Here is a 24,891-nt window from a genome sequence, read left to right on the forward strand (position 1 = left end):
TTGCGGTCAGGGCAGCGTGATGGTGATGTGGGGACGTTTGGCCGCCACCTTGATGATGTCGTGATAGGGCGCAAGGGCTTCCCGCGTGGTGTATTCCAGATGGCTGCGGATGCCGGTGAAGGCGCCGAGCGCGCTCAGCGCAACCATGGCGACGGTCACCCATGCGGGCAGGCTGCGTCGCAGTTCATGCGAGATGCTGTCGGGGCGGGCGCCGTGGGGGGCGAAACCCGCCTTGCGGCCCTTGATGTGAGCGATCTGCTCGCCCAGCTGCGCGGTCAGGTAGGCCAGTCGCTCCGGCCCTTCGAGCAGATACTTGCCGCGAAACCCGAGCAGCAGGCACATGTGGAACACTTCCAGCGCCTGTATCCGGCGGGATCCCCCGTCGCGGGCGACGCCGAGCTTGTCGAAGAAGTATTCGCCGGCAAGCTGGTCGCCAAACAGGCTCAGCTGCAGCGGACGGCGCTCCCAGTCATCGCGGATCGAAAGCCGCGAAGCCAGGATCGCCTCGTCGACGGTTGCGCAGAACGCATATTTGGCGTCGAAGATGTCCTCGGGCGTGAAATCGTGCCGCTTCGCCTGGCGTTCGAAATCCGCGAGAAAACCGGTCACGCAGTCGGAAAACTCGCGCGCGTCGCGCGGCGTCTTCGAATTCCGCAGCAGGAACACCATGTAGAACCCCTCGTACAGCAGATCCGCAAGAGTGGTTTGAGGCGTGGAAGCCGCTTGTCCAGTGGGGGCGGCGAATATCGACGGATTGGCGTTCATGACGTGACGGCGATCAGTTCGAGTTTGAGGTCGGGATACCCCGCCGGGGCATAGATCGTGATGCTGCGCGCCTTGACCATGCGCTCGTACAAGGGGCCGTGCGGGTCGAGGCTGAAGTAGCAGGCTCCGGGACGCACGGGTATCGCGGGCGGTACCTGTGCGCAGTGCGTGAGGGACACGCCGCCCATGGCCGAAAGCACGAGCTTTTCGACATCGTCGGGAGCCCCCGCCTTGAAGCGGGCCGGGACCGACTCGATGATCTCCGACAGGGGAAGTGCTGCCGACACCGCCATGAAGAACCGCGAGTCGTGCGAGATCTTGTCCGAATCGATCCTGCCCAGATGAAACGACGGTTTCTGCTCGACCAGCGCAATCGCGAAATATCGTGTCGAGATCACGGCTTCGAGCAGACTGCGCAGGATGCCGTCGATCTTCTCGAAGCACGAAGCGGGGCGTCGGTGATCGTATGCGGGTAGATCCGCAAGCGTGTGGGATTTCGAGAACGTCATCAGTCCGCCTGCAAGGCGCAACAGTTCCTGAAAGAGACGTTCGGGATGGAGTGACGGATTCCGTTGGATGTGGGCGAGCGCTGCGAACGCGCTGCTCGCGGTGTGCAGGAGCCAGAATGACGCGACGTCCCCCGATCGGAATTCGATGACGTTTTTCGTCGGTTCGCGGTGGAATCCATACAGTGCATCGACTTTCGCCTGGAGCGCGTCGAGCAGTCGCCGCAACATCAGGCACAAGGCCGGCGCGCCATCGACGCGCAGGCTCGGAGCGATGAAGGAGGGATCGAATTCGTACCCGTTGGTCGTGGTCCTGCGGATGCGCAGGAGCGGGATCGTCAGGTACTGATCGGACGCCTGCGTGCTTGCGATCAGGCGCGACTGCTTGCGCAGGACGCTGATTTCCGCCTCCACTGCGTCGGTAAACAGGTCGGGAACCTGGTGCGTGTCGAGCACGTAACGGCTGTTGGTGGTGCCGCCTTCGCCCGCGTCGTAGTTGCTCCCGAAATCCCGCAGATGGTGCAGCGCGAGGTGAAGTTCGACCGGGCCGCCGTCCCAGTCGAACGGGTCGAGCGCGAGGGGAGACGGGAGCCGGTCCTCGCCCGGTGCGCAGTAGATTTCGCCGTCAGGCAGCACCACGTCGAGGCGATCGACGCGCAAGGTCCCGCCCGCGAGTGCGTCACGGTCGAGTTCAAGCGCACGCAGGCCCCATGCAAACGGCTCCGCCGCGAGCATGGCCTTGCGGACGTATGCCTCGTGGCGGGCATCCTGCTGCTGGAAGTGCTGGGGGCGGAGAAACAGTCCTTCGCCCCACAAGATCTTGTTGGGTGTCACGGAGTTCGGGTTTCCTGGTTCAGATGCAGCGCACGCCCGAGAGCGAGCGGGAAGATACGGTCATTGCGGAACCGGAAAGCTCACCGGTTCCCGCCGTCATCGCGCAGGCGTGGAACCCGATGGCGATGCCGGCTTTCTGCGATGCGTCGCGGTCGAACGCCAGCTTCCACCGGTTCGCCGCCGGTTTATGAAACTGCGCGACGACACCGATGACCTTGACACGTCCCGGTACCTGCTCCTCGAACCGGTAGATCCGGCCGGGGAGAAGCGTCATTTCGCGAACGGTCACGAGATCGTTCTGTAGTGCATCGCGTTCCGCGTCCGGGTCGCTGGCCTGCCCGTACGTCAGGCGCGCGAACGCGGTGTCGCTGCGCAACTGGTAGATGCGCACGACCAGTGCCAGCGGTTCACCGCCAGCCGTGGCGTTGGTCGCCGGGCCCGTCGACAAGGTCATGGCAAGCGGCTGCGGCGCATCCGGATCGGGGTGATCCTCCGTCTTGCGCAGCCCAGCCGCTTCCATGGCCACACCTGCGATCGTCCCTGCAATCTGGAGTGCAGGTGCAGAAGTGCAACCTGTAGCGCTCGCGGCGAGCGACAGGATGAGGGCAGCGGTCCCGAAGCGCGGGAATCGGCCCGCCATCGTTTCGATAGCAGATCCAATATGTGACAAATGCATAAAAAATAATGCCAAAAGATTGCACTATGAATCAATGCAAATGTACTATGCCGAGATTCTTGCTGCAATGATGTAAATGACATAAAAATGCTTTCAGAGGTGGTGATGGCAATCGGAAAACTACGAACGACGGGCGCTCTGGCGACGGTCTTGCTGGTTGCTGGATGTGCGTCCGCGCCGCAGAAGATGTCGCAGGGCGAGTTTTCGCAGTACTTGCAGACGACGACCGTGCAGGTCGATCAGCTGCTCTCGGAGAGCAAGCGGGACGAGGCGGTCGGCCTTCTGTCGAAGGCGGCCGATCTCAACCCCGCAGCCAAGGATCCGTGGGTGCGCATCGCGAAGATTCAGTTCGATGGCGGCAAGTACGGCGAAGCGATCATTGCGGCCGGTGAAGTGTTGCACCGCGATCCGTCGGATCGTGTTGCAAAGAGCGTCCGTGCCGTAAGCGGCCTGCGTGTGGCGACCGAGTCGCTTGCTGACTTGCGTACCGATGCCGAAATGACCGGTTCCGCGCGCGGCGACGCCGCTGCGCTTGCCAAGGTGATGCGCGAATCGCTGGGCGAGTCGGTGCTCATTCCGCCGCCTACACCTGAAGAACTCGAGGCTCGGCGGTTGGCCGAGGAGCGGGAAAAGAACCAGAAGCAGAAGGTCAGGCCGAAGGTGCGCCTAAAGAAGGTCACGCCTGCGGCGAGTGCGGCTGAGCCGGTCACGCCGAGCGCTCCCGGCGGCGCTGGCCCATTCAGCGGTCTTCGATAAGAGTGCCCACCGGGACGCCTGCTTGATTGGCGACGTCTCGCCAGGAGGAAACCATGTCCAGGAAGGAAAGCGTTCAGAAGCGTCTGCAGAAGGTCAGGCCGCCGCGCGTGCAATTGACCTATGACGTGGAGAAGGGTGACGCCATCGAACAGAAGGAGTTGCCTTTCGTTGTCGGCGTGCTCGGCGATTTCGCCGGTCGGAGCGAAGCGGGGCAGGCGAAGCTGCGTGACCGCAAGTTCGTTGGCGTCGATACCGACAATTTCGATGACGTGATCGCTGCGGTCGCGCCGCGTGCGTCGTTTCGGGTCAGGAACCGGCTTTCAGGCGAGGGGGGTGAGTTCGGCGTCGATCTGACTTTCAGCGCTTTCGAGGATTTTCGTCCCGAATCCGTCGTCCGGCAGGTCGAGCCCCTGCGCAAGCTGATGGAAGCGCGCGCCAAGCTTGCCGAACTTCGGAACAAGTTGGCGGGCAACGAGAAACTTGATGATCTCCTCAGCAATGTGTTGACGAGCACGGAGAAGCTGCGCGCCATCGGCGCATGCGGCAACGCCGCAGCGTCGGGGGAGGAGCGATGACCACGATGCACGCCGGTGCGGTCGATACCGTCGCTGCGGGATCCGAGGCCCTTCTCCTCGACCGTATCATCGAAGAGAGTCGCGTCGCCCGCTCTGAGTCGGAGCGACACCACGCGCGCGACATCATCGGTGAGTTGGCCAGGCAGGTTCTCGATGGCGAAGTCGTCGTGTCCGAAAATCTGTCCGCGTCTCTCGATGCACGTCTGGCGGAGCTCGATCGTCTGATCTCGTCGCAACTCAGCGAAGTGATGCACGCGGCCGAGTTCCAGGCGCTGGAGAGTGCGTGGACCGGCCTGCACTATCTCTGCCGCCAATCCGCGACCGGCCCTCAGTTGAAGATCAAGCTGCTGAACGCGACGAAGCGCGATCTCGTCAAGGATTTCAAGACGGCGATCGAGTTCGATCAGAGCGCGCTTTTCAGGAAGGTCTACGAAGAGGAGTTCGGCACCTTCGGTGGTTCCCCCTTCGGCGTCCTGCTCGGCCAGTTCGAAATGACGCGCCAGCCGGAAGATCTCTATCTGCTCGAGCAGATGTCGCATGTCGCCGCCGCCGCCCACGCGCCGTTCATCACTGCGGCGTCGCCCGAGCTGTTCGGCCTCGAATCCTACGTCGAGTTGAGCCGGCCGAGGGATCTCTCGAAGGTATTCGATACGGTCGAATACGCCAAGTGGAAATCCTATCGCGACTCCGAGGATGCCCGATACGTGGGGCTGACCCTGCCGCGTTTCCTCGGGCGTCTGCCTTATAACCCGATCGACGGGATCACCACGGAGGGATTCAATTTCGTGGAGGAGGTCGATGGTGCCGATCATTCGAACTACCTGTGGTGCAATGCCGCGTTCGCCTTCGGGGCCCGACTGACCAATGCGTTCGAGAACCATGGCTGGTGCGCCGCGATCCGCGGCGTCGAGGGCGGAGGCCTGGTCGAGGATCTGCCGACGCACACCTTCCGCAGCGGCGAGGGCGAGGTGGCGTTGAAATGCCCGACCGAGATCGCCATCACCGACCGGCGCGAGAAGGAGCTCAGCGATCTGGGCTTCATTCCGATGGTCCATTGCAAGAACACCGATTATGCGGCGTTCTTCGGCGCTCAATCGACGCAGAAAGCCCGCCGCTATGACACCGATGCGGCAAACGCGAACGCCTCGTTGTCGGCGCAGCTCCAGTACATCTTTGCAGTGTGCCGAATCGCCCACTACATGAAGGCCATGATGCGCGACAAGATCGGCAGCTTTGCCAGTGCCGCAAATGTCGAGATGTACCTGCAGCGCTGGATCGATCAGTACGTCACGGCCGACGATACGGCATCGCAGGAAACCAAGGCGCAGTTTCCGCTGCGGGAAGCATCGATCGAAGTGGGCGAAGTGCCAGGGCGTCCCGGTGTATACCGTGCAGTCTCGTTCATCCGCCCGCATTTCCAGCTCGACGAGCTTTCCGTGTCTCTAAGACTGGTCGCCGAACTGCCCCAGTCCGGAAAAGCCTGATTGTTCGACTATCTCAAGGATTGAAAAGCCATGAAGGATATCTACATCGAGTTCAAGGGCAGCGACATCAAGGGCGACTCGCGCGATACGAAGCACAAGGATCAGGTCGAGGTGTATTCGTGGGTACACAGCATCCGTCAGCCGAAATCGGCCACCGCTTCAAGCGCAGGCGGACACACGGCCGAGCGCTGCGAACATGGCGAGATGATCTTCACGAAGGACATCGACGGCGCGAGTCCGAAGCTCTATCAGGCCTGTTCCGCAGGACTCATCATCAACGATGCGACCATTTGTTTCTATCGCGCGTTCGGCGGCAAGAACACCACCGGTAATCCGAGCGGTACGCAGAACCGTCACCAGTACCTCAAGATCGAACTCAAGAACGTGCTGATTTCGTCGGTATCGCCGTCCGTATCGAGTGAAGGCATTCCGTCGGAAACCTTCGCGCTGAAGTACTCCGCGGTCAAGTGGACGTATGACGAACTCAATATCGACGGGAACAAGTCGGGCAAGGTAAATATCCAGGGGGCCTGGAACCTGGCGAAGAATGCGCCGAGCCTGACCTGACCGGCTCGCCGCGTTCGAGGGCGTAGCCGGGCATGCTGTCATCGTGAAAGGTTTCGAGCCCACCTTCTTCGACAAGTTGTTCGACGACAGCCCGGCCGAGTCGGCTCGGCGCAGCCTGTCGATCGAACAGCTGAAGGATGCGGTTGCGCAGGATCTGGAAGCGCTCCTCAATGCGCGCACGATCGTCGATGAGTCGGTTGCCGCAAGCTATCCGCAGGCAATGCGTTCGCCGCTTACCTACGGGCTCGCAGACTTCGCGGCCATGAGCCTGAACAATCCCGAGCATCGGGCGGCGATCTGCCAATCGATCGAACTGGCGATTGCCCGCCACGAGCCCCGTCTGCGCAATGTCGAGGTTCAGCTCGAACTCGAGCGGCGTTCGGTCAACGCGCTGTACTTTTCGATCAAGGCCTTGCTGGTGGTCCGCCCCGCCCGGGAACCGGTGAATTTCGACGCATTGCTGCAACCGACAACCCTCCTGTATTCGGTGAATCGGCGGGTGCCGCGAAGCGGAACGAACTGAGATGGATGATCTGCTTCCCTATTACGAACGCGAACTCGCATTCCTGCGTGGCCATTCGCGCGAATTTGCCGAGCGTTACCCGAAGATCGCCGGGCGACTGCTCGTCAATGGCGATGGGTGTGACGATCCGCATGTCGAGCGGATGATCGAATCTTTCGCGCTGCTGTCGGCGCGAATCTCGCGGAAGCTCGAGGATTCCTATCCGCAATTTACCGAGGCCCTGCTGCAGGTTCTCTATCCGCACTATCTGCGGCCGTTTCCCGCCTGTTCGATCGCTCATTTTGACCTGGGCGGCGGGGAGCTGCAGCTTTCGGGGGCGGCGGCCATCACGCGTGGGAGCGAACTCCGGTCGCGACCCGTGAATGGGGTTGCCTGCCGCTTTCGTACTGCCTGGCAGGTCGATCTGTTGCCGCTGCGTGTAGACCTGTTTCGTTTCGCCCCTGTCGCGTGGATGCCTGCGTCGGTGTGTGCACCGTGTGGCGTATCGGGAATGCTGACGCTGGGCTTATGCGTTCTCGGTGCGGGTGCGCGCGCCGTCGATCGGGTGCGTCTGTACATCGATGCCGAGTCTTCCGTTGCCGCAGCGCTGCGTGACGCCCTGTTTCTGCGGGTTGCGCAGGCGTGGGTCGAAACTGAGGAGGGTGTATGGCGTGCGCTGGAAGGCAGCCCGATCGGGGAAGTGGGTTTTGCCGACGACGAATCGCTCATCGATTTCCCCGACAATTCCCATGACGCGTACCGGCACCTGACCGAATATTTCGCGTTCCCGGAAAAATACAGTTTCTTCGACCTTTCGCTTGATCGATTGCCGCCCTCGTGGCGTTCGGGGGCATCGCTCCGGTTTCATTTCGCGCTGAAGGACGTGCGCCCGGAGGGGGAGACAGCCCGGCTTCTCGCCGAAGTGACGAAGGAGTCCGTGAAGCTCGGCTGCGTCCCGATCGTCAATCGCTTCGAGCGTCCCGGCGAGCCGATCCGCTTGAGCGGACACACGTCGACGTACCCCGTCGTTGCCGATGGACGGCAGGCGCATGCCTACGAGGTGTATTCCATCGACACGGTGCGTTGTGTCAGCCGAGGGGCGGAAGGCGAATCGCACACCGAATATCGCCCGTTCTTTTCCCTGCGGCACTGTGAAACGCAGGAACGGGACGGCCATTACTGGCACGCCGAGCGCGACGCACGCATTGCCGAAAGCAGCCCCGGGTACGAGACGGCACTGACGATTGTCGGTACGGATTTCGATCCGGTGAGTCCGCGGTCCGACGTCCTGAGCCTCTCGCTCACCTGCACGAACAGGGACCTTCCTGCGCGCCTTTCGATCGGCCTGGACGGAGGCGACCTGTTCACCGAAGGCGGAGGCGTCGTGCGGGCGATCCGGTTGCTGCGAGCGCCGACCAGGTCGTGCCGGTTCGACCATCAACGTGACGGCCTGTGGCGCCTGATATCCCATCTGTCGCTCAATCATCTCTCCCTTACCGGCAGCGGCCTCGCCGCCTTCAAGGAAATGCTCGGGCTCTACGACATGCGCCGGACAGCAGTGTCGCGGCGGCAGATCGATGGCATCCGTGGCATTGAACAACGCGCAAAGACGTGCTGGATGGTGGGGCGTCCGTTTGCGGGCTTTGTACGGGGTGTCGAAGTGCGGCTGACGGTCGACGAAGACAGCTTCGTCGGGGTCGGTCTGGATGTCTTTTCGCGCGTGATCGACCGGTTTCTGGGTCTGTACGTGCACCTGAACAGTTTCGTGCAGCTGGTGCTCATTTCCGTCAGAACAGGGGAGGAGCTTGTTCGATGCAAGCCGCGCTCGGGCGATTCGATCCTGGGCTGATCGAGCAGCTCGTTCAGGCGCCCTACCGGTTTGAATTTTTTCAGGCCGTACGGCTGCTCGACGGCCTGTTCCGTCATGAACCCGGTGCGTGCAGGCACGGCGCGGATGCCCTGTCCGACCGTATCCGGTTCCGGAACACGTTGTATCAGGGTTTCGCGCCCGCCGAGATCGAAGCGCTGGAGGTGCGGCATGACGCGAGCGACGAGGGCGACGGACCTGGCCGCCTGCGGAGGGTCGAGATCACCCCGTATTGCATCGGACTTCTGGGCACCCATGGCGTGCTGCCTGCGCACTACACGGAGCGCATCTCCGAACGTGAGCGCTACTACCGGGATCGCGCAGCACGCGCCTTGCTCGACATCTTCGCGAACCGCGCGATCAGCCAGTTCTATCAGGCGTGGAAAAAATACCGGTTGCCGCTGCAGTACGAGTGCGACCGTCGTAATCGCTTCCTGCCATTGGTGCTGTCCGTGGCGGGCTTGGGTTTCGACGCCTTGCGCGACCGGATGCGGGCGGAGCCGGGTCGCGTCGAGGATGAAGCGATTGCGCGTGTTGCGAGCCTGCTAGGGCAGCATCCACTGTCCGCGGGGGCGCTGAAGCGCATTCTCGGGGGCCACTTCCGTATTCCCGTCCGTGTCGAGCAGTTTGTGGGCGCATGGTATGTGCTGCCCGACGATCAGCGTACCGCGCTGGGCGGCCGCAACGCTGCGCTGGGGCGCACCGCACTCGCGGGTGATCGTGTGTGGCAGCGCAACCTGAGGGTCCGTGTCCATCTGGGGCCGCTGTCGGCGGGCGCGTATCACGCATTTCTCCCGGGCGGCGAAGCCGCGGCGGCCTTGGCCAAATTGCTGATGCTCGCGACCGGACACCAGTTCGAATACGAAATCTGTCCATGCCTGCGTGCCGAGGACGTCCACTCCGCGACGCTCGACATCGGCAAGCCCGTGCGACTCGGCCGTGACGCCTTTCTCGCTTCACGTCCATCTGCGCACGATCGCAACGATGCCGCTTACGCAGCGCGCCCCCTCAATTGATAACCGAACCTTTCTCCATCGCCATGAGTACTTCCCTGAAGACATTGATCCGCAAGCTCGACGCGAGTTGTCGGGGCGCCCTTGAACGTGCGGCCAACCTTTGCATGGCGCACGGCCATTACGAGATTGATCCGGAGCATGTGTTCCTTGCCCTGTGCGAGCAGATTGCGAGCGACCTTGCCGTGATCGTGAAGCGTTGCGGCGTCAGCGTAGCGGCGCTGCGCGCTGATCTCGAATCCGAAATGGGGCGGTTCCGCTCGGGCAACACGAGGACCCCGGTATTCTCCGCGCAGCTGCAGCGACTCCTGGAGCATGCCTGGCTGATCGCATCGCTTGAAGCGCGCATGCCCCGCATCCGCTCCGGGCACCTGCTCCTGGCCATGTTGACGGAGCCGGCGCTGTCGCAACTCGCGCTGCGTGCGTCGCCGCTGTTCGGGCGTGTCCGCGTCGACGAACTCAAGCACAAGTTCGACGAGTTGACGGACGGGTCGATGGAGGCGCGCGAGGTGCTCGATTCCGAGGCCGGGCAGGGCGCTGTGCCGGAACGGGCGAGTGAGCCGGACTTCGTCGATGGACGCCGCTCGCAGCCCGCGCTCGATCGGTTTACGACCAACCTGACCCAACGCGCACAAGAAGGCAGGCTCGATCCGGTGATCGGGCGCGATGCCGAGATTCGGCAGGTCATCGACATCCTGATGCGGCGGCGGCAGAACAATCCGATCCTGACCGGCGAGGCCGGTGTGGGCAAGACGGCCGTCGTCGAGGGGCTGGCGCTGCGCATCGCCGGCGGAGACGTTCCGCCCGCGCTGCAGGGCGTCGGCCTGCATGTGCTCGACATGGGGTTGCTGCAGGCAGGGGCGAGTGTCAAGGGCGAGTTTGAAAACCGGTTGAGGGGCGTGATCGACGAAGTTCGGGCCAGCCCCACGCCCATCGTCCTTTTCATCGATGAGGCGCACACGATCATCGGGGCGGGTGGGCAGGCAGGGCAAAACGACGCGGCCAATCTGCTGAAGCCTGCGCTCGCGCGGGGCGAGTTGCGAACGGTTGCGGCCACGACCTGGGCGGAATACAAGAAGTACTTCGAGAAAGATGCGGCCCTCGCGCGACGCTTCCAGGTCGTCAAGGTCGAGGAGCCATCCGAGCCAGTCGCGGCGGCGATGCTGCGCGGCATCGTGCCGTTGATGGAGCAGCATTTTGGCGTGCGCGTGCTGGACGAGGCGGTGACCGAGGCGGTGCGGCTGTCGCACCGCTATGTCAGTGGTCGGCAACTTCCCGACAAGGCGATCAGTGTCCTCGACACCGCCTGTGCGAGGGTGGCGCTGGCGCACAGCGCAACGCCCGCCCGGATCGAGGATGGCGAAAAATGGGTTCTTCATCTGTGCGCCGAGGCCGAAGCGCTGGAACGCGAGGCGAGCGACGGTGCTGTACATGCGAAGCGTCTGACCGAACTCCGCGAGCAGATTGGGTCTGTGGAAACCGAGTTGCTGGGTCTGCGTCAGCGTCATGAGCGCGAGAAATCATTGGTCGCGCAGATCGGCACTGCTCGCACGCGTTCGTGTGGTGAGGGAAAACACTCCGGGGATGGGGAGTCTCAGTCACTGATTGCCGAATTGCGCGCACTCCAGGGAGACGACCCGATGGTACCCGTTCAGGTCGACGGCAGCGTCGTCGCCGGTATCGTCTCTGCATGGACCGGTATCCCTCTGGGCAGGATGGTCAAGGACGAGATCGCGACGGTGCTTCAGCTCAAGCCGCTGCTTGAGGAGCGCGTGATTGGTCAGTCCCACGCGCTCGAAGCTATTGCCCAGCGCGTGCGTACAGCCCGTGCGAATCTCGAGGATCCGGATAAGCCCAAAGGCGTGTTCCTGTTCGTGGGTCCGTCCGGAGTAGGAAAGACCGAGACCGCCATTGCACTCGCGGACATCCTGTACGGTGGCGAGCGGAAGATGGTTACGTTGAACATGAGCGAGTATCAGGAGGCGCATTCGGTCTCCGGCCTGAAGGGGTCACCGCCGGGCTACGTCGGGTATGGGGAAGGCGGCGTGCTGACCGAGGCAGTGCGCCGGAACCCCTATTGCGTGGTGCTCCTGGACGAGGTCGAGAAGGCGCACCCCGACGTGCTGGAACTCTTCTTCCAGGTATTCGACAAGGGGGTACTCGACGACGCGGAGGGCAGGGAGGTCGATTTCCGTAATACGCTCATCATCCTCACGAGCAATGTCGGCTCGAGTCAGATCATGCAGGCCTGCCTGAACAGGATCGCGGACGACATGCCCTCGGCGAAGGAGCTTGGCGATTCCCTGCGGCCGGTGCTGTATCAGAATTTCAAACCGGCGTTTCTCGGGCGCATGCAAGTCATTCCCTATTACCCGATTTCTGATGACGTGCTGGCCGAAATCATCCGACTCAAGCTCAGACGTATCGGCGAGCGGATTGCCATCAATCATCAGGCGCGCTTCGAGTGGGATGAAAAACTGGTCGAATCGACACTGCAGCGTTGCACCGAGATCGACTCGGGGGCGCGCAACGTCGACCATATCCTCAACGGAAGCCTCCTGCCGGACATCGCAGAGACCACCTTGGCCCGCATGGCCGACGGCATCGCCATCAATGCCATCAAGGTGACGACCGACAAGCGGGGGGCGTTCCGCTATACGATCCGGTAGGTGGGGGCAGGCCGGCGGCGCCCTGTCATTGTGTCAGGTGTCGTCGTCCTTGCAATTGGGGCGCGGTCGAGTGCCGGGAAACACTCCACCCGTGCAGCATCTGTCCCGCGGCGCCAAAAAGAACTTAGGCGAGCCCTGGCGGACTGGCCTAAGTATTTGACGAATATGGTGGGCCCAACAGGACTTGAACCTGTGACCAAGCGATTATGAGTCGCCTGCTCTAACCAACTGAGCTATGGGCCCGGAAAGCGGGCACCCGTGCAAGGACGGGCGCTGAGTCGGTCGTCAGGCGTCGCTGTCGAGGAAGCTGCGCAGGCGCTCCGAGCGGCTCGGATGGCGCAGCTTGCGCAGTGCCTTCGCTTCGATCTGGCGGATGCGCTCGCGGGTGACGTCGAACTGCTTGCCGACTTCCTCAAGGGTGTGGTCGGTGTTCATTTCGATGCCGAAACGCATGCGCAGCACCTTGGCTTCGCGGGCGGTCAGCGAGTCGAGCACTTCGCCGGTGGCGTCGCGCAGGCTGGAATACATCGCTGCATCGGCAGGGGCCAGCGTGGCCTGGTCTTCGATGAAGTCGCCCAGATGCGAATCGTCGTCGTCGCCGATCGGCGTTTCCATGGAAATCGGTTCCTTGGAGATCTTCATGATCTTGCGGATCTTCTCCTCGGGCATCTCCATCTTTTCGGCGAGCGTTGCCGGATCCGGCTCCTGGCCGGTTTCCTGCAGGATCTGCCGGCTGATGCGGTTCATCTTGTTGATCGTTTCGATCATGTGAACCGGGATACGGATCGTACGCGCCTGGTCGGCGATCGAGCGGGTGATGGCCTGGCGGATCCACCACGTCGCGTAGGTCGAGAATTTGTAGCCGCGGCGGTATTCGAACTTGTCCACCGCCTTCATCAGGCCGATGTTGCCTTCCTGGATCAGGTCGAGGAACTGCAGGCCGCGGTTGGTGTACTTCTTGGCGATCGAGATCACGAGGCGCAGGTTGGCTTCGGTCATCTCGCGCTTGGCGCGGCGCATCTTGGCTTCGCCGGTCGACATCTGGCGGTTGATGTCCTTCAGCTCCTTGAGCGGAATGCCGATGCGGGTCTGCAGATCGATGAGCTTCTGCTGCTCTTCGAGCACGGCGGGATGCACGCGCATCAGGCCTTCGGCGTAGCTCTTGCCAAGCGCGATTTCGTCCTTGAGCCAGTCGAGGTCCACTTCCTTCCCCGGGAACACCTTGATGAAGTGCTGGCGCGGCATGCCGGCGCGGTCGACGCACAATTGCAGGATCTGGCGCTCATGGCTGCGCACCTGCTCGACCATGTGACGGACGGAGTCGCACAGGCGCTCGATGGACTTCGCAGTGAAGCGGATGTTGAGCAGTTCGTCCGAAATCTGCTGCTGGAGCGCGAGATACCCGGAATCCTGCGAGCCGCGCTCGGCGAGGGCGGCCATCTTTTGCTCGTTGAGTGCGCGGATCACGGCGAAGCGCGCGAGGGCTTCGGTCTTGAGTTGCAGGAGCGTCGCGGCGTTGGCGGCGGCTTCCTTCTCTTCGGCGCTTTCGTCGTCCTCGTCGCCGACGTCACCCGCGCCTTCCTCTTCTTCCGCGTCCTCGTCGCCCTCGTCGGCTTCGGAAAGCGCGGCAGCCTCTTCCTCGGCGGCGGCATTCGGGTCGATCAGGCCGTCGATGAGCTCGTCGATGCGCATCTCGTCGCGTGCGACCTTGTCGGTGCTCTCGAGCATCTCGACGATGGTCGTCGGGCAGGCGGAGATCGCCTGGACCATGTGGCGCAGGCCATCTTCGATGCGCTTGGCGATCTCGATCTCGCCTTCGCGGGTGAGCAGCTCGACCGTGCCCATTTCGCGCATGTACATCCGCACCGGGTCGGTGGTGCGCCCGAACTCGGAGTCGACCGACGACAGTGCCTGTTCGGCTTCTTCTTCCGCAACATCCTCGTCCACCGTGCTGGGCACGGCATCCGACATCAGCAGGTCTTCGGCGGCCGGGGCCTCGTCGAACACCCGGATGCCCATGTTGTTGAAGGTGGCGATGATGCCTTCGATCTGCTCGGCGTCGGCGACGTCATCGGGCAGGTGGTCGCTGATTTCGGCGTACGTGAGGTAGCCGCGCTCCTTGCCGAGCGTGATCAGTGTCTTGAGGCGGGTCCTGCGGATTTCGGCATCGAGGGGCGCGAGTTCCGGCCCCTCGGTGATCAGTGCGGCCTTGTCCTTGGCCTTGGAGGCTCGTCCTTTTGGGCTATCCTTGCGCGAATCCTTGATTTTTTCGCGGGCCATGGCACTCCTTGAGTCGGGCGAAAGGTAAGTTGGGTAACCTGCAATTATACTAAACGTCCTGGACTTTGCGGGCGTTGACAAGGCTCATTTTCTCGATAAGCAGTTCTGCGAGACGGTGCCTGTCCATCGGTGAAAGTCCGGAATCGCGCTCCTGCGCCGTCAAAGCGGCGATTTCGCGAGCGATTGCGTTGGTGTGAAGCTTGTTCAGCGCGTCTGCGAAGAGCACTTCGACAACATCTTCGTCAAATTCCGCATCGACCAGTTCCGCGGCGACGCGAGCCAGCGTATCTGCGTGCGGTGTGTCCCGAAATTGTTCGACCAGTGCACCGAGCCCGGCGTTCGTTCTCAGGTCGCCGGTACTCGACATATCAACGATCGCGATCAGTGCGCGCCCCTCCGCGGAGTCCGACGGAACGAGGTCGACGGGGAGTCGCGCCGCCCACGCCGGATGCTGCAGCACCAGGCGCAGCAGCGTGTTTGGGGCGTTTGCCTCGGATGGCCGGCGTCGCCGCGTCGGCCCCGGATAGCCGGGCGAGCCGTAGTCGCGTCGGCCGCCGAAGCCGGCATCACGTGGTGGGCGTGAATTCGTGGACGGCTTGAGGCCGAAGGCCGTCTCGACCTCGCCCTGGCTGAAGCCCGAGGCGTCGGCGATGGCCTTGATGATCTGCAGGCGCAGCATCGGTGCGGCGATGCGGGTGACAAGGGGCTTGGCGTCATGCACGAGCTTGGCGCGGCCTTCGGCCGTGTCGAGCGGGCATTCGGCGCGCAGTTCGTTGAGCAGGAAGCTCGTCAGCGGTGTGGCGGCTGTTGCTGCCCGATTGAACGCCTCGGCGCCGTTGGCGCGGACGAACGAGTCCGGGTCGTGCTGTTCGGGCAGGAACAGGAAGGCGAGGGTGACGTCGTCACGCAGCGCCTCGAGTGCGGATTCGAGTGCGCGCCGGGCGGCCTTGCGCCCGGCGTTGTCGCCATCGAAGCAGAACACGATGCGCTGGGCGTGGCGCAGCAGGGTGCTGATGTGATGAGGCGTGGTCGCGGTCCCGAGGGTCGCGACGGCGTTGGTTACGCCGAATTGCGCGAGCGCCACGACATCCATGTAGCCTTCGACGACGATCGAGTAACCGGCGTCCCGGATGGTTTTCTGTGCCTGCGGGAGGCCATACAGCTCGCGGCCTTTCTCGAACAGCGGTGTCTCGGGGGAGTTCAGGTACTTCGGCTCGCCCGAATCCAGGACGCGTCCGCCGAATGCGATGATGCGGCCGCGGCGATCCTGGATCGGGAACATGATGCGGTTGCGGAAGCGGTCGTAGCGTCGTCCGGCATCGTTCTCGATGACCAGTCCCGCGTCGAGCAGGGCTTTGGCGTTGTAGTCCGGGAAGGCGTGGTGCAGGCCCTGCCAGTCGTTGGGGGCGAAGCCGATGCCGAAGCGCGCGGCAATCTCGCCAGAGACGCCGCGCCGCTTGAGGTACTCGATTGCGGTCGAAGACGACTTGAGCTGCTCGCGATAGAAGTGGGCGGCGGCCGTCATCGCGTCGATGAGGCCGTCGTGCGCGGACACCGTTTCGGGGCGGAAGCCGGGGCGGGTCTCCTGGGGAACCTGCAGTCCGGCGTACGACGCGAGTTCCTTGACGGCCTCGATGAAGGACAGGCCGCTGTACTCCATGAGAAAGCCGACGGCGCTGCCGTGGACGCCGCAGCCGAAGCAGTGATAGAACTGCTTGCTCGGGCTTACCGAGAACGAGGCGGATTTTTCCCCGTGGAAGGGGCAGCAGGCGAAGTAATTCGCGCCACTCTTCTTGAGCGTGAGGTGGCGTTCGATGACGTCGACGATGTCGACGCGCGCGAGCAGATCCTGGATGAACGACTGCGGGATCATTGCTGCGGCCGCCCGCGGTGAGACGGGCGGCAGGCGTTCAGGTCGAGAGCTTTGCGCGGACGCGCCGCGATGCTTCCGCCATGTCGGCGCGCCCGGCGAGGCGTGCCTTGAGTTGCGGCATCACGCGCCCGAGGTCGGCAATGCCCGCGGCGCCGGTTTCCGCGATCGCTGCGGCGATTTCGGCGTCGAGTTCGCTGTCCGACAGTTGCGCAGGCAGGTAGGCCGAGAGCACTTCGATCTCGAAGCGTTCATTGGCGGCGAGGTCGGGGCGGTTCGCGGCGTCGTACTGGCTTGCGGAGTCACGGCGCTGTTTGACGAGCTTTTCGACCGTGCTCATGATGCCGGCGTCGTCGAGTTCGACTCGATCGTCGATCTCGCGCTGCTTGATGGCCGCGATGAGCAGGCGCACGGCCGAGAGGCGGGCGCTTTCCTTGGCGCGCAGGGCGGCCTTCATGTCGTCCTGAATGCGTTGCTTGAGGGACATGAGCGAAGCTCCGAGTGAAAATGAAAAACGCCACGCCGGGCGCAAGTCGAATGACTCGCGCCCGGCGTGGGCGGCCGGCCGATTGATCCGGCTGGGATCAGTACAGCTTCGGCGGCAGGGTCTGGCTGCGCAGGCGCTTGTGGTTGCGCTTCACGGCGGCGGCCGACTTGCGCTTACGCTCCGCGGTGGGCTTTTCGTAGAATTCGCGGGCGCGAAGCTCGGTCAGCAAACCGGTTTTTTCGATGGTGCGCTTGAAGCGGCGAATGGCGACTTCAAACGGCTCGTTCTCCTTGACGCGGATACCCGGCATTGCGACTTCCTTGTGTATTCTGGTAGGCGGAAAAATGCGAAGTATAACGACTTGAGTTCGACACGCCAAGTGGAAACTTAACTTCCCGCTGTGCGGCGCCGTACAATGGCGTCCTGCACATTGGCGAGGCTATTGGCTGGGGATCATGAAAGTTCTGGGAATCGAGACGTCGTGCGACGAGACGGGTGTGGCCGTGTTCGATGTCGAGGCGGGTTTGCTTGGGCATTGCGTGCATTCCCAGATCGATCTGCATGCGGCCTATGGAGGCGTCGTTCCCGAGCTCGCGTCGCGCGATCACATCCGGCGTCTCCCGGTTCTCGTGCGGCAGGCGCTTGCAGAGGCCGGGTGCGGCCTTTCCGATATCGATGCGATTGCCTATACCGCCGGGCCGGGCCTTGCCGGGGCGCTGCTGGTCGGTGCGAGCTATGCCGAGGCGCTGGGAATGTCGCTCGGCGTGCCGGTGCTGCCGGTGCATCACCTCGAAGGCCATCTTCTGTCGCCGCTGCTGTCGGCCGATCCGCCTGCATTTCCGTTCGTTGCGCTGCTGGTGTCGGGGGGGCATACCCAGCTGATGCAGGTGACCGGGGTCGGGGAGTACGTGCTGCTGGGTGAATCGCTCGACGACGCCGCAGGCGAGGCGTTCGACAAGACGGCCAAGCTGATCGGCCTTGGCTATCCCGGCGGGCCGCAGTTGGCGCAACTGGCCGAGCGGGGGCGTTCGGGGCGCTTCCGCTTGCCTCGGCCCATGCTCAAATCGGGCGATCTCGACTTCAGCTTCAGCGGGCTGAAGACTGCGGTGTTGAATGTGGTGAGTGCGTCGGACTGGAATTCCGGCGATGCCCCAGATCTCGCGGCGGACTTTCAGGAGGCGGTCGTCGAGGTCCTGTGTGCGAAGGCGCTGAAGGCGCTGGAGCAGACCGGCCTGTCGCGGCTCGTCGTGGCTGGCGGGGTGGGCGCGAACCGCCATCTGCGTCACCGTCTTGATTCGGCGACGCGGCGCAAGGGGTGGCGGGTGTATTACCCGGAGCCCGAGCTATGCACGGACAATGGTGCAATGATCGCCTTTGCCGGTGCGCGGCGCCTGGCTGCCGGCGAGGTGGCGGGGCAGGATTGCGCGGTGCGGATTCATCCGCGCTGGCCGCTGGCGGCGCTGCGGGCGCCCGGCGCAGCGTGAGCGGAGGAGGGCTCAGGCCTTGTGGCCGCCGATGCGGCCTTCCGTTCCGTTGAGCAATTTCCGGATGTTCGCGTTGTGGCGCCAGATCAGCAGTGCTGCGATCAGGGTGAGAATGCCAACGACTGCAGGCTGCCCCGCCAGGAAGTAACCGGCGAAGGGCGTTGCGAAGGCGGCGCCGAGCGCAGCGGCCGAGGAATAGCGGGTGGTGAAGGCGATCGCGAGCCATACTGCAAGGGCGGTCAGCGCGATCCAGGCATTGATGCCGAGCAGCACGCCGAGTGCCGTGGCGACCCCCTTGCCGCCGTTGAAGCGCAGAAAGACACTGAATACGTGGCCGAGGAATGCGGCCAGTCCGGCGAGCGCGACGTCGGTCGCGTCGAAGCCGAGTCGGGTGGCGCCCCATGCCGCAAGCCACCCCTTGGCGCAGTCGCCGACGAGGGTCAGCAGGGCGGCAGATTTGTTTCCGCTGCGCAGGACGTTCGTTGCGCCGGGGTTGCCGGAGCCGTATTCGCGCGGATCGGCAAGGCCGAAGAGGCGGCTGGAGACGATCGCGAACGGAATGGAGCCGAGCAGATAGGCGGCAATCAGCAGGAACAGCAAGGTCATTTTTTCACCTAGAATTGCCGCGATTCTAATCGGGAAGCGACATGGATTTCATTTTCATCGAGGATCTGAGGGTAGAGGCCTGGGTCGGTATCTATTCGCGCGAGAAGGCTGCGCCGCAGATCGTCGAGCTCAATCTCACATTCGGCGTCCCCGATTCTGCCGCCGAGCAGGACGACATAGCCGACACCATCGATTATGCTGAGGTGATCGAGCGCATCCGCAAGGAGCTCGCCGAGCGCCACTTCAATCTGATCGAGACCCTGGGCGAATTTGTCGTCACACTGCTGTTGGACGAATTTGGTGCGCCCTGGGTAAAGATCCGCGTCGCCAAGCTGGGCGTGATGAAGGGCGTGCGCCGCGTAGGGGTATATATTCAGCGTGGTCGGGAAGGAGTCTCCCTCCCCCCGACCACCGACTGAATGGGGCGTCCGGTGCGGGGCGCGGCCACGCCCCTTTGAGCGTGGCTTATTAAGCTCCGACCGCTTCGAGTTCGGTAAGCGGCTTGTTTTGCGCGAGCCAGTCGATCACCCATTGAGGTTTGCGACCACGGCCGCTCCAGCCCACCGTCGGGTTTGCCGGGTTGCGATATTTGACCGGGACAACTCCGGGCTTCTTGCCGGCGGCTTTTGCCTTCCGTTTGGGGGCGCTCTTTTCTTCGGCGGCGGCCGCATTCGGCAGCAGGTCGCTCAGTGACAGGCCTTCTTCGGCTGCCATCTTCTGCATCTTCTTGAGGAGGTCGCGGCGGGCGGAATCGCTGCGTCGACGGATCTCCGTTTCGACCTTGGATTGCAGGCGGCGCAATTCGGTCAGCGACATCTGGGCCAGTTCCATGTTTTCTCCGGTTTCAATTGTTCTTGATCTGATGAGGGCAATCTCCCGAGTCCGTGTTCGATCGGATCTTTAGGCGATTGGCCTGAGTTATTTTGCCAGCAATTCCGGAGAATTAGAATCCCGAGTGAAATGAAATTTCAATCGGGAGCATGTGCGAGCGATCAAATGGCCGCGCTGACGAGTTCGGGCTGCAATACGCGCATTATCTCGTGAGGTCTGACTCCGACCAGGAAGCCGCGTCGGCCGCCATTGATATAGACAAGCGGAAGGTCGAGGATGGTGCGTTCCATGTAAATCGGCATGCGCTTGCGCAGCCCGAACGGCGAAGTGCCACCGACGAGGTAGCCGGAATGACGGTTCGCGGTTTCCGGGGCGCAAGGGTCAATGCGTTTGCGGCTTGCCTGGCGGGCAAGTTCCTTCGTGGATACCTTGCGGTCGCCGTGCATGAGCACGATCAGCGGAGCGGCGGTTTCGTCTTCCATGACCAATGTCTTGACCACGGAGTGCTCGGGGACATTGAGTTCGCGTGACGAAACCTTGGTTCCGCCATGCGCTTCATAGTCGTAGAGATGCGTGGAGAAGGGAATGCCGTGTTGCCGGAGGAAACGCGTGGCCGGCGTTTCGGGGGCGTGCGCATCCTGTTTGGTCATGATGGTGCTCCGGATTGTTTGTGTACTTGGAAACCGATTTTTTCGGAATGATTCACCCGCGCGGATGATGTCGTGCGTGCAGGGCCTTGAGGCGTTCGCGTGCGACGTGCGTGTAGACCTGGGTGGTCGATATGTCGGCGTGACCCAGGAGCATCTGGACAACCCGCAAGTCCGCTCCGTGATTGAGAAGGTGGGTGGCGAATGCGTGGCGCAGGGTGTGAGGGGAGATGCCGGTGACCGGAATTCCCGAAACCAGTGCGTATTGCTTAATGATGCGCCAGAACATCTGGCGCGTCATTCCGGAACCGCGCCGGCTGACGAAAACTTGGTCGCAGGTCTTTCCTGCGAGGAGGGCAGGGCGGGCCGTTCGCAGGTATTGTGCGAGCCAGTCGATCGCCTCCTCGCCGAGGGGAACCAGCCGTTCCTTGCTGCCTTTTCCCATTACTCGCACGAGGCCGTCGGAGAGGCTGGTCGAAAATACTTTCAATCCGACAAGTTCCGATACGCGAAGGCCCGTGGCATAAAGAACCTCGAGCATGCTGCGGTCGCGCAGGCCAATTGGAGTATCGACGTCGGGGGCGGCGAGCAGGGAATCGACCTGGGCTTCGGAGAGTGTTTTGGGAAAACGTTCGCTGCGCATTGGCGGATCGAGCAGTATCGTCGGATCCGCTGCGATGCGCCCTTGCGCGAGGAGATGCCGGTAGTATCGGCGCCAGGCCGCGAGCAGTCGTCGCTGGCTTGCGGGTTTCGAATGGCAGCTAAATTCGGCGAGATAGGCGGCCAGGTCGGGTTCGCGCGCGTGCTGGAGCTGCCCGCCACGTTCCTGCAGCCAGAACGCGAATTGTGCGAGGTCGCTGCGGTAGCCCGACAATGTGTTGCGCGCGAGACCGTGCTCGAGCCACATCGCATCGTTGAAGCCATCGAGTTCGGCGCGGATGGCGGCGTCGAGGCGGTCCTCGATGCTCACCGTTCGGCCTCGAACGCCAGCAGCCAGCGTTTGGCGTCGAGGAGATAGCCGCCAGTGGAATTGGCGAAGCCGCCCAGCCCCGACGCCGCAACGACGCGGTGACACGGGATGACGAGGGGGAAGGGGTTGGCGCCGCAGGCCTGCCCGACGGCGCGCGCGGCGCTGTTCAATGCGCCGGCGATATCGCCGTAGGTGCGCAATCTGCCACGCGGAATAGCTGCAATCGAAGACCACACGCGCTGTTGAAAGGGTGTTCCGCGCGGCGCGAGCGGGAGATCGAACGGGCGGTCGGGGTCGTCAAGCCAGGCCAGGAGTTGGGTCGTGGCCCGTTCGGCCAGCAGGCTGTCGGGGGCGACGGCGGGCGCGCCCGGGGGCAGGAAGACCAGTTCCCGGATCGTGTCTTCGTCGGCACGCACACCGAACCCGCCAAAGGGCATTGCGAGAATGGCTGAGTATGCAGAGGCCGGATCGTCTTGGTCAGGTTTCATGGTGTGACCCGAGAGGCCAATGCGTGGCCTTCCGTCTTCAGTCCTTTGGAACGGGAACGCCCATCCTGGGACGGGCATTCCCGTTTAATACGGGCGGCAGTGCGCAGCGCCGTTTATGCTTTGAACGGCCTTATTGGTCGTTGTTCAGCGCCGGGTCTCGCCGTTGCCGAAGACGATCCATTTCTGGCTCGTCAGGCCTTCGAGGCCGACCGGGCCGCGCGCATGGATCTTGTCGGTCGAAATGCCGATCTCCGCGCCCAGACCGTATTCGAATCCGTCGGCGAATCGCGTGGAGGCATTGACCATGACCGAGGACGAATCGACCTCGCGCAGGAAACGCATTGCGCGCGTGTAGTTCTCGGTGAGGATCGCCTCGGTATGCCCGGAACTGTACGTGTTGATGTGCGCGATCGCTTCGTCGATGCCCGATACGACCTTGATCGCGATGACAGGCGCAAGGTATTCCTCGCTCCAGTCCTGTTCCGTTGCTGCGACGAGACGGGCGCCGGCTATGGCGGCGTCGCGCAGGATCGCGAGCGATTCGCTGCAGCCGCGCATTTCGACTTCCTTTGCGGCAAGCATGCGGCCGATTTCCGGCAGGAAACGGGCGGCGACGGCGCGATCGACGAGCAGCGATTCGGCGGTGTTGCAGGTGCCGTAGCGCTGCGTCTTGGCATTTTCGACGATGGGTACGACCTTGGCCGGATCCGCATCGGTTTCGACATAGACGTGGCAGTTGCCGTCGAGGTGCTTGATCACCGGCACCCGGGCTTCGCGCGAGATCCGTTCGATCAGCCCCTTGCCGCCGCGCGGGACGATGACATCGACGAATTCGGGCATCGTGATCAGATGACCGACGGCGGCCCGGTCGGTGGTGTCGACGACCTGGACTGCGGTTTCGGGCAGCCCGGCGGCGGCGAGCCCGGCGCGCACGCAGGCCGCGATGGCCTGGTTGCAGTGCAGGGCTTCCTTGCCGCCGCGCAGGATCGCGGCGTTGCCGGACTTCAGGCACAGGGCGGCGGCGTCGGCCGTGACGTTGGGACGCGCTTCGTAGATGATGCCGATGACGCCCAGCGGAACGCGCATCTTGCCGACCTGGATGCCCGAGGGGCGGCGCTTGAGGTCGGTGATCTCGCCGACCGGGTCGGGCAGCGCGGCGACCTGTTCCAGGCCTTGCGCCATCGCCTCGATGCCTTTCGCGTTGAGGGTCAGGCGGTCGATCATCGCCGGCTCGAGTCCGGCCGCGCGTGCTTCTTCGAGGTCGCGCGCATTGGCGGCGAGGAGATTCTCCCGCCGCTCTCGGATCGTGGCAGCCATTGCAAGCAGCGCGGCGTTCTTCTCGGCGGTCGAAGCGCTGGCGAGCTGGCGCGATGCGGCGCGGGCCTGACGGCCCAGCGTCTGCATGTATTCCTGAATGTCCATGAAAATTCCGGTGTTGCCGTGCAAAAAAACATTAGAGCACCGATCGGTGCGGTGCGGCCAGTGCCGGGGCGGCTAGTGGCGGACGAACCGGAGCGTGAGCTGCAGGAACTCGTCCCACACGTCGCCGGTAACGAGTCCCTTGATGATCCGGTCGATGCGCGCCGCATGCAGCAGGGCGGCGCGCAAGGTCGCGGCCTTCAGGCGCGGCAGCGCGCGCTGGATGGCCTGGCGGCGTCGTTCGTCGAAAACGCGCTCGGCTTTGAGCAGGGGCGCGAGTTGCTGGCCGGCGGCCACGCCAGCGGCGAGGTTCGCAAGCGTGCGAATCTCGTTCGCGAGTGCCCACAGCACGAGCGGCGGCGCGGCGCCTTCGCCCTGCAGGCCTTCGAGCAGGCGCGTGCAGCGCACGGGGTCGCCTTCGAGGATCGCCTGGCGCAGCTTATCGATGTCGTAGCGCGCAACGTTGAGGACCGCGTCCTGCACGTCTTCCAGGGTGAGGCGTGCTTCCCCGTGCAGGAGGCCGAGCTTGAAGATTTCCTGGTGGGCCGCGAGAAGGTTGCCTTCGACGTGGTCCGCGATGAACGTGAGGGCTTCGGCGGGGGCGGACTGGTGCTGCCGCGCGAGTCGTGCGGCGATCCAGTCCGGGAGCCGTTCGCGTTCGGGCGCGTTCAGTTCGGCGGCGATGCCGGCATCGCACAGGGTGGTGAACCAGGTGGCCTTGCGCGCCGCCCAGTCGAGTTCCGGGAGGGTGATCAGCGTGACGATGCCGTCGCCGGGGCGGCGCGCGTGCCGCTGCAGCGCCTCGCCGCCTTCCCGCCCGGGCTTGCCGTTCGGAATGCGCAGGTCGATGAGTTTGGCGCCGCCGAAGAGCGAGAAATTGCCGGCGGCCGCGTTGAGACTGTCCCAGCGGAATCCCTGGCCGACGACCAGCGTCTCGCGTTCCTCGAAGCCCTGGCGGCGCGCCGCGGCGCGGATCAGGTCGGCCGCTTCGAGCACGAGCAGCGGTTCGTTGCCGTGCAGGAGATAGAGCGGGGCGAGCGGCTTGTCGAGAAGGGCGGGGAGCTGGTCGGGGCGCAGGATCACGGCTTGTAGGCGGCGAGCCGGCGCATCAGCTGGTCGACGAGGTCGCCTTGCATGTCGCGGTAGAGCAGGGCCTCTTCCTGCTCCTTGGCGAGCGCCTGCGAGTCGTCGTAGGTGTATTCGCGCTTGGCCGAGATCGTGGTCGGGTGGATGCGTTCGGTGCCCGCGCGATCGACCAGACGGAAGGTGAGGGTATGACGCAGTTCGTACTCGCGCACCTTGCCCGCGCCGGTGAGGGTGAGAATCTCGCGGTCGGGCTGGTTGCGCAGGATCTCGAGCCGCATCTCGGCTTTCGTCGGGTCGTCGACGATCTCGGTGGTGCCGCTCGTGCGGATGCGTCGGCGCAGTGCGGCGCCGAAATCGCTTTGCGCAGTGACGTTCATGTGGATGGTCGAGAACGCGAGCGGGCGCGGCCCGCGCAGCTGGAAGCCGCAGCCCGCCAGTGCGGTGGTTGCCCCGAGGGTGCCAAGGGCTCGCAGCAGGCTGCGGCGGGAGCGTGAAGGAATCATCCGCGT

Annotated in this window: 25 protein-coding genes and 1 tRNA gene; 10 read left to right on the forward strand and 16 right to left on the reverse strand. The window is 63.6% G+C overall.

Translation table 11 applies throughout. The features are described from left to right. Positions 1-6 precede the first annotated feature (6 nt). Genes CDA09_RS03615 through tssJ form a run of 3 tightly spaced genes read right to left on the reverse strand, consistent with a single transcriptional unit; the run spans position 7 to position 2,781 of the window. Positions 7-765: a DotU family type IV/VI secretion system protein gene (locus CDA09_RS03615; RefSeq protein ID WP_121427373.1), complete on the reverse strand. Its 759-nt coding sequence runs from the start codon at positions 763-765 to the stop codon at positions 7-9. Continuing rightward, positions 762-2,105, reverse strand: coding sequence for a type VI secretion system baseplate subunit TssK (gene tssK, locus CDA09_RS03620; protein WP_121427374.1), 1,344 nt, complete (start codon positions 2,103-2,105; stop codon positions 762-764). The genes CDA09_RS03615 and tssK overlap by 4 nt, the downstream gene beginning before the upstream one ends. 19 nt (positions 2,106-2,124) lie before the next feature. Beyond that, a complete protein-coding gene (tssJ, locus tag CDA09_RS03625) occupies positions 2,125-2,781 on the reverse strand; it encodes a type VI secretion system lipoprotein TssJ (protein WP_121427375.1) in 657 nt (218 codons plus the stop codon). An 87-nt stretch (positions 2,782-2,868) separates the two neighbouring features. Here tssJ and CDA09_RS03630 point away from each other — a divergent pair, with 87 nt between their 5' ends. Genes CDA09_RS03630 through tssH form a run of 8 tightly spaced genes read left to right on the forward strand, consistent with a single transcriptional unit; the run spans position 2,869 to position 12,214 of the window. Continuing rightward, positions 2,869-3,537, forward strand: a complete 669-nt coding sequence (locus CDA09_RS03630; RefSeq protein WP_286164368.1) for a tetratricopeptide repeat protein — start codon at positions 2,869-2,871, stop codon at positions 3,535-3,537. 53 nt (positions 3,538-3,590) lie between these two features. Next, positions 3,591-4,112 carry a type VI secretion system contractile sheath small subunit gene (gene tssB / locus CDA09_RS03635; protein WP_121427376.1) on the forward strand — a complete coding sequence of 174 codons (522 nt, stop codon included), beginning with the start codon at positions 3,591-3,593 and terminating at the stop codon, positions 4,110-4,112. Then, complete coding sequence (gene tssC, locus CDA09_RS03640; RefSeq protein WP_217351279.1) at positions 4,109-5,596, forward strand: type VI secretion system contractile sheath large subunit; 1,488 nt, start codon at positions 4,109-4,111, stop codon at positions 5,594-5,596. The genes tssB and tssC overlap by 4 nt, the downstream gene beginning before the upstream one ends. 30 nt (positions 5,597-5,626) lie before the next feature. After that, on the forward strand, positions 5,627-6,163 hold the full coding sequence (locus tag CDA09_RS03645) for an Hcp family type VI secretion system effector (protein WP_121427377.1): 537 nt from the start codon (positions 5,627-5,629) through the stop codon (positions 6,161-6,163). A 43-nt stretch (positions 6,164-6,206) separates the two neighbouring features. Continuing rightward, the gene (gene tssE / locus CDA09_RS03650) at positions 6,207-6,686 is read left to right on the forward strand and encodes a type VI secretion system baseplate subunit TssE (RefSeq protein WP_121427378.1); all 480 of its coding nucleotides are present in this window, start codon (positions 6,207-6,209) and stop codon (positions 6,684-6,686) included. 1 nt (position 6,687) lies between these two features. After that, on the forward strand, positions 6,688-8,514 hold the full coding sequence (tssF, locus tag CDA09_RS03655; protein WP_121427379.1) for a type VI secretion system baseplate subunit TssF: 1,827 nt from the start codon (positions 6,688-6,690) through the stop codon (positions 8,512-8,514). Then, positions 8,478-9,548, forward strand: coding sequence for a type VI secretion system baseplate subunit TssG (gene tssG / locus CDA09_RS03660; RefSeq protein ID WP_121427380.1), 1,071 nt, complete (start codon positions 8,478-8,480; stop codon positions 9,546-9,548). The genes tssF and tssG overlap by 37 nt, the downstream gene beginning before the upstream one ends. 23 nt (positions 9,549-9,571) lie before the next feature. Further along, positions 9,572-12,214 carry a type VI secretion system ATPase TssH gene (gene tssH, locus CDA09_RS03665; RefSeq protein WP_121427381.1) on the forward strand — a complete coding sequence of 881 codons (2,643 nt, stop codon included), beginning with the start codon at positions 9,572-9,574 and terminating at the stop codon, positions 12,212-12,214. 166 nt (positions 12,215-12,380) lie between these two features. Here tssH and CDA09_RS03670 read toward each other — a convergent pair. From CDA09_RS03670 to rpsU, 5 genes are all read right to left on the reverse strand, one after another. Then, positions 12,381-12,457, reverse strand: a tRNA-Ile gene (locus tag CDA09_RS03670). Between the two features lie 42 nt (positions 12,458-12,499). Then, entirely contained in the window at positions 12,500-14,494 is a 1,995-nt protein-coding gene (gene rpoD / locus CDA09_RS03675) for an RNA polymerase sigma factor RpoD (RefSeq protein WP_121427382.1), read from the reverse strand. A 49-nt stretch (positions 14,495-14,543) separates the two neighbouring features. After that, positions 14,544-16,367, reverse strand: a complete 1,824-nt coding sequence (dnaG, locus tag CDA09_RS03680; protein ID WP_121427383.1) for a DNA primase — start codon at positions 16,365-16,367, stop codon at positions 14,544-14,546. Positions 16,368-16,404: 37 nt separating this feature from the next. Beyond that, complete coding sequence (locus CDA09_RS03685) at positions 16,405-16,851, reverse strand: GatB/YqeY domain-containing protein (RefSeq protein WP_121427384.1); 447 nt, start codon at positions 16,849-16,851, stop codon at positions 16,405-16,407. A gap of 97 nt (positions 16,852-16,948) precedes the next feature. Next, positions 16,949-17,161 carry a 30S ribosomal protein S21 gene (gene rpsU, locus CDA09_RS03690; RefSeq protein ID WP_011238288.1) on the reverse strand — a complete coding sequence of 71 codons (213 nt, stop codon included), beginning with the start codon at positions 17,159-17,161 and terminating at the stop codon, positions 16,949-16,951. Positions 17,162-17,306: 145 nt separating this feature from the next. On the opposite strand from rpsU, the gene tsaD reads away from it, so the two are divergent. Beyond that, positions 17,307-18,335, forward strand: coding sequence for a tRNA (adenosine(37)-N6)-threonylcarbamoyltransferase complex transferase subunit TsaD (tsaD, locus tag CDA09_RS03695; protein WP_121427385.1), 1,029 nt, complete (start codon positions 17,307-17,309; stop codon positions 18,333-18,335). A gap of 12 nt (positions 18,336-18,347) precedes the next feature. On the opposite strand, the gene plsY is transcribed toward tsaD, so the two are convergent. Next, entirely contained in the window at positions 18,348-18,941 is a 594-nt protein-coding gene (gene plsY, locus CDA09_RS03700) for a glycerol-3-phosphate 1-O-acyltransferase PlsY (RefSeq protein ID WP_121427386.1), read from the reverse strand. A gap of 41 nt (positions 18,942-18,982) precedes the next feature. Between plsY and CDA09_RS03705 the strand changes: the two genes are divergently transcribed. Then, entirely contained in the window at positions 18,983-19,360 is a 378-nt protein-coding gene (locus CDA09_RS03705) for a dihydroneopterin aldolase (protein ID WP_121427387.1), read from the forward strand. A gap of 49 nt (positions 19,361-19,409) precedes the next feature. On the opposite strand, the gene CDA09_RS03710 is transcribed toward CDA09_RS03705, so the two are convergent. The 7 genes from CDA09_RS03710 to CDA09_RS03740 form a co-directional block, all read right to left on the reverse strand. Then, positions 19,410-19,772, reverse strand: a complete 363-nt coding sequence (locus tag CDA09_RS03710) for an H-NS histone family protein (RefSeq protein ID WP_121427388.1) — start codon at positions 19,770-19,772, stop codon at positions 19,410-19,412. A gap of 161 nt (positions 19,773-19,933) precedes the next feature. Beyond that, positions 19,934-20,422 carry a Cys-tRNA(Pro) deacylase gene (ybaK, locus tag CDA09_RS03715; RefSeq protein WP_121427389.1) on the reverse strand — a complete coding sequence of 163 codons (489 nt, stop codon included), beginning with the start codon at positions 20,420-20,422 and terminating at the stop codon, positions 19,934-19,936. 52 nt (positions 20,423-20,474) lie between these two features. Further along, positions 20,475-21,326 carry a site-specific tyrosine recombinase XerD gene (xerD, locus tag CDA09_RS03720; RefSeq protein WP_286164481.1) on the reverse strand — a complete coding sequence of 284 codons (852 nt, stop codon included), beginning with the start codon at positions 21,324-21,326 and terminating at the stop codon, positions 20,475-20,477. A gap of 59 nt (positions 21,327-21,385) precedes the next feature. Next, positions 21,386-21,877, reverse strand: coding sequence for a methylated-DNA--[protein]-cysteine S-methyltransferase (locus CDA09_RS03725; protein WP_121427391.1), 492 nt, complete (start codon positions 21,875-21,877; stop codon positions 21,386-21,388). 144 nt (positions 21,878-22,021) lie between these two features. Then, on the reverse strand, positions 22,022-23,299 hold the full coding sequence (locus tag CDA09_RS03730) for a glutamate-5-semialdehyde dehydrogenase (RefSeq protein WP_121427392.1): 1,278 nt from the start codon (positions 23,297-23,299) through the stop codon (positions 22,022-22,024). 72 nt (positions 23,300-23,371) lie between these two features. Further along, positions 23,372-24,379 (reverse strand): DNA polymerase III subunit delta, encoded by a 1,008-nt coding sequence (holA, locus tag CDA09_RS03735; protein WP_121427393.1) that lies wholly within the window; start codon positions 24,377-24,379, stop codon positions 23,372-23,374. Then, on the reverse strand, positions 24,376-24,885 hold the full coding sequence (locus tag CDA09_RS03740) for an LPS-assembly lipoprotein LptE (protein WP_121427394.1): 510 nt from the start codon (positions 24,883-24,885) through the stop codon (positions 24,376-24,378). The genes holA and CDA09_RS03740 overlap by 4 nt, the downstream gene beginning before the upstream one ends. Positions 24,886-24,891: the final 6 nt, after the last annotated feature.

Origin of the sequence: Azoarcus sp. DN11 (genome assembly GCF_003628555.1) — a bacterium.
Taxonomy (GTDB): domain Bacteria; phylum Pseudomonadota; class Gammaproteobacteria; order Burkholderiales; family Rhodocyclaceae; genus Aromatoleum.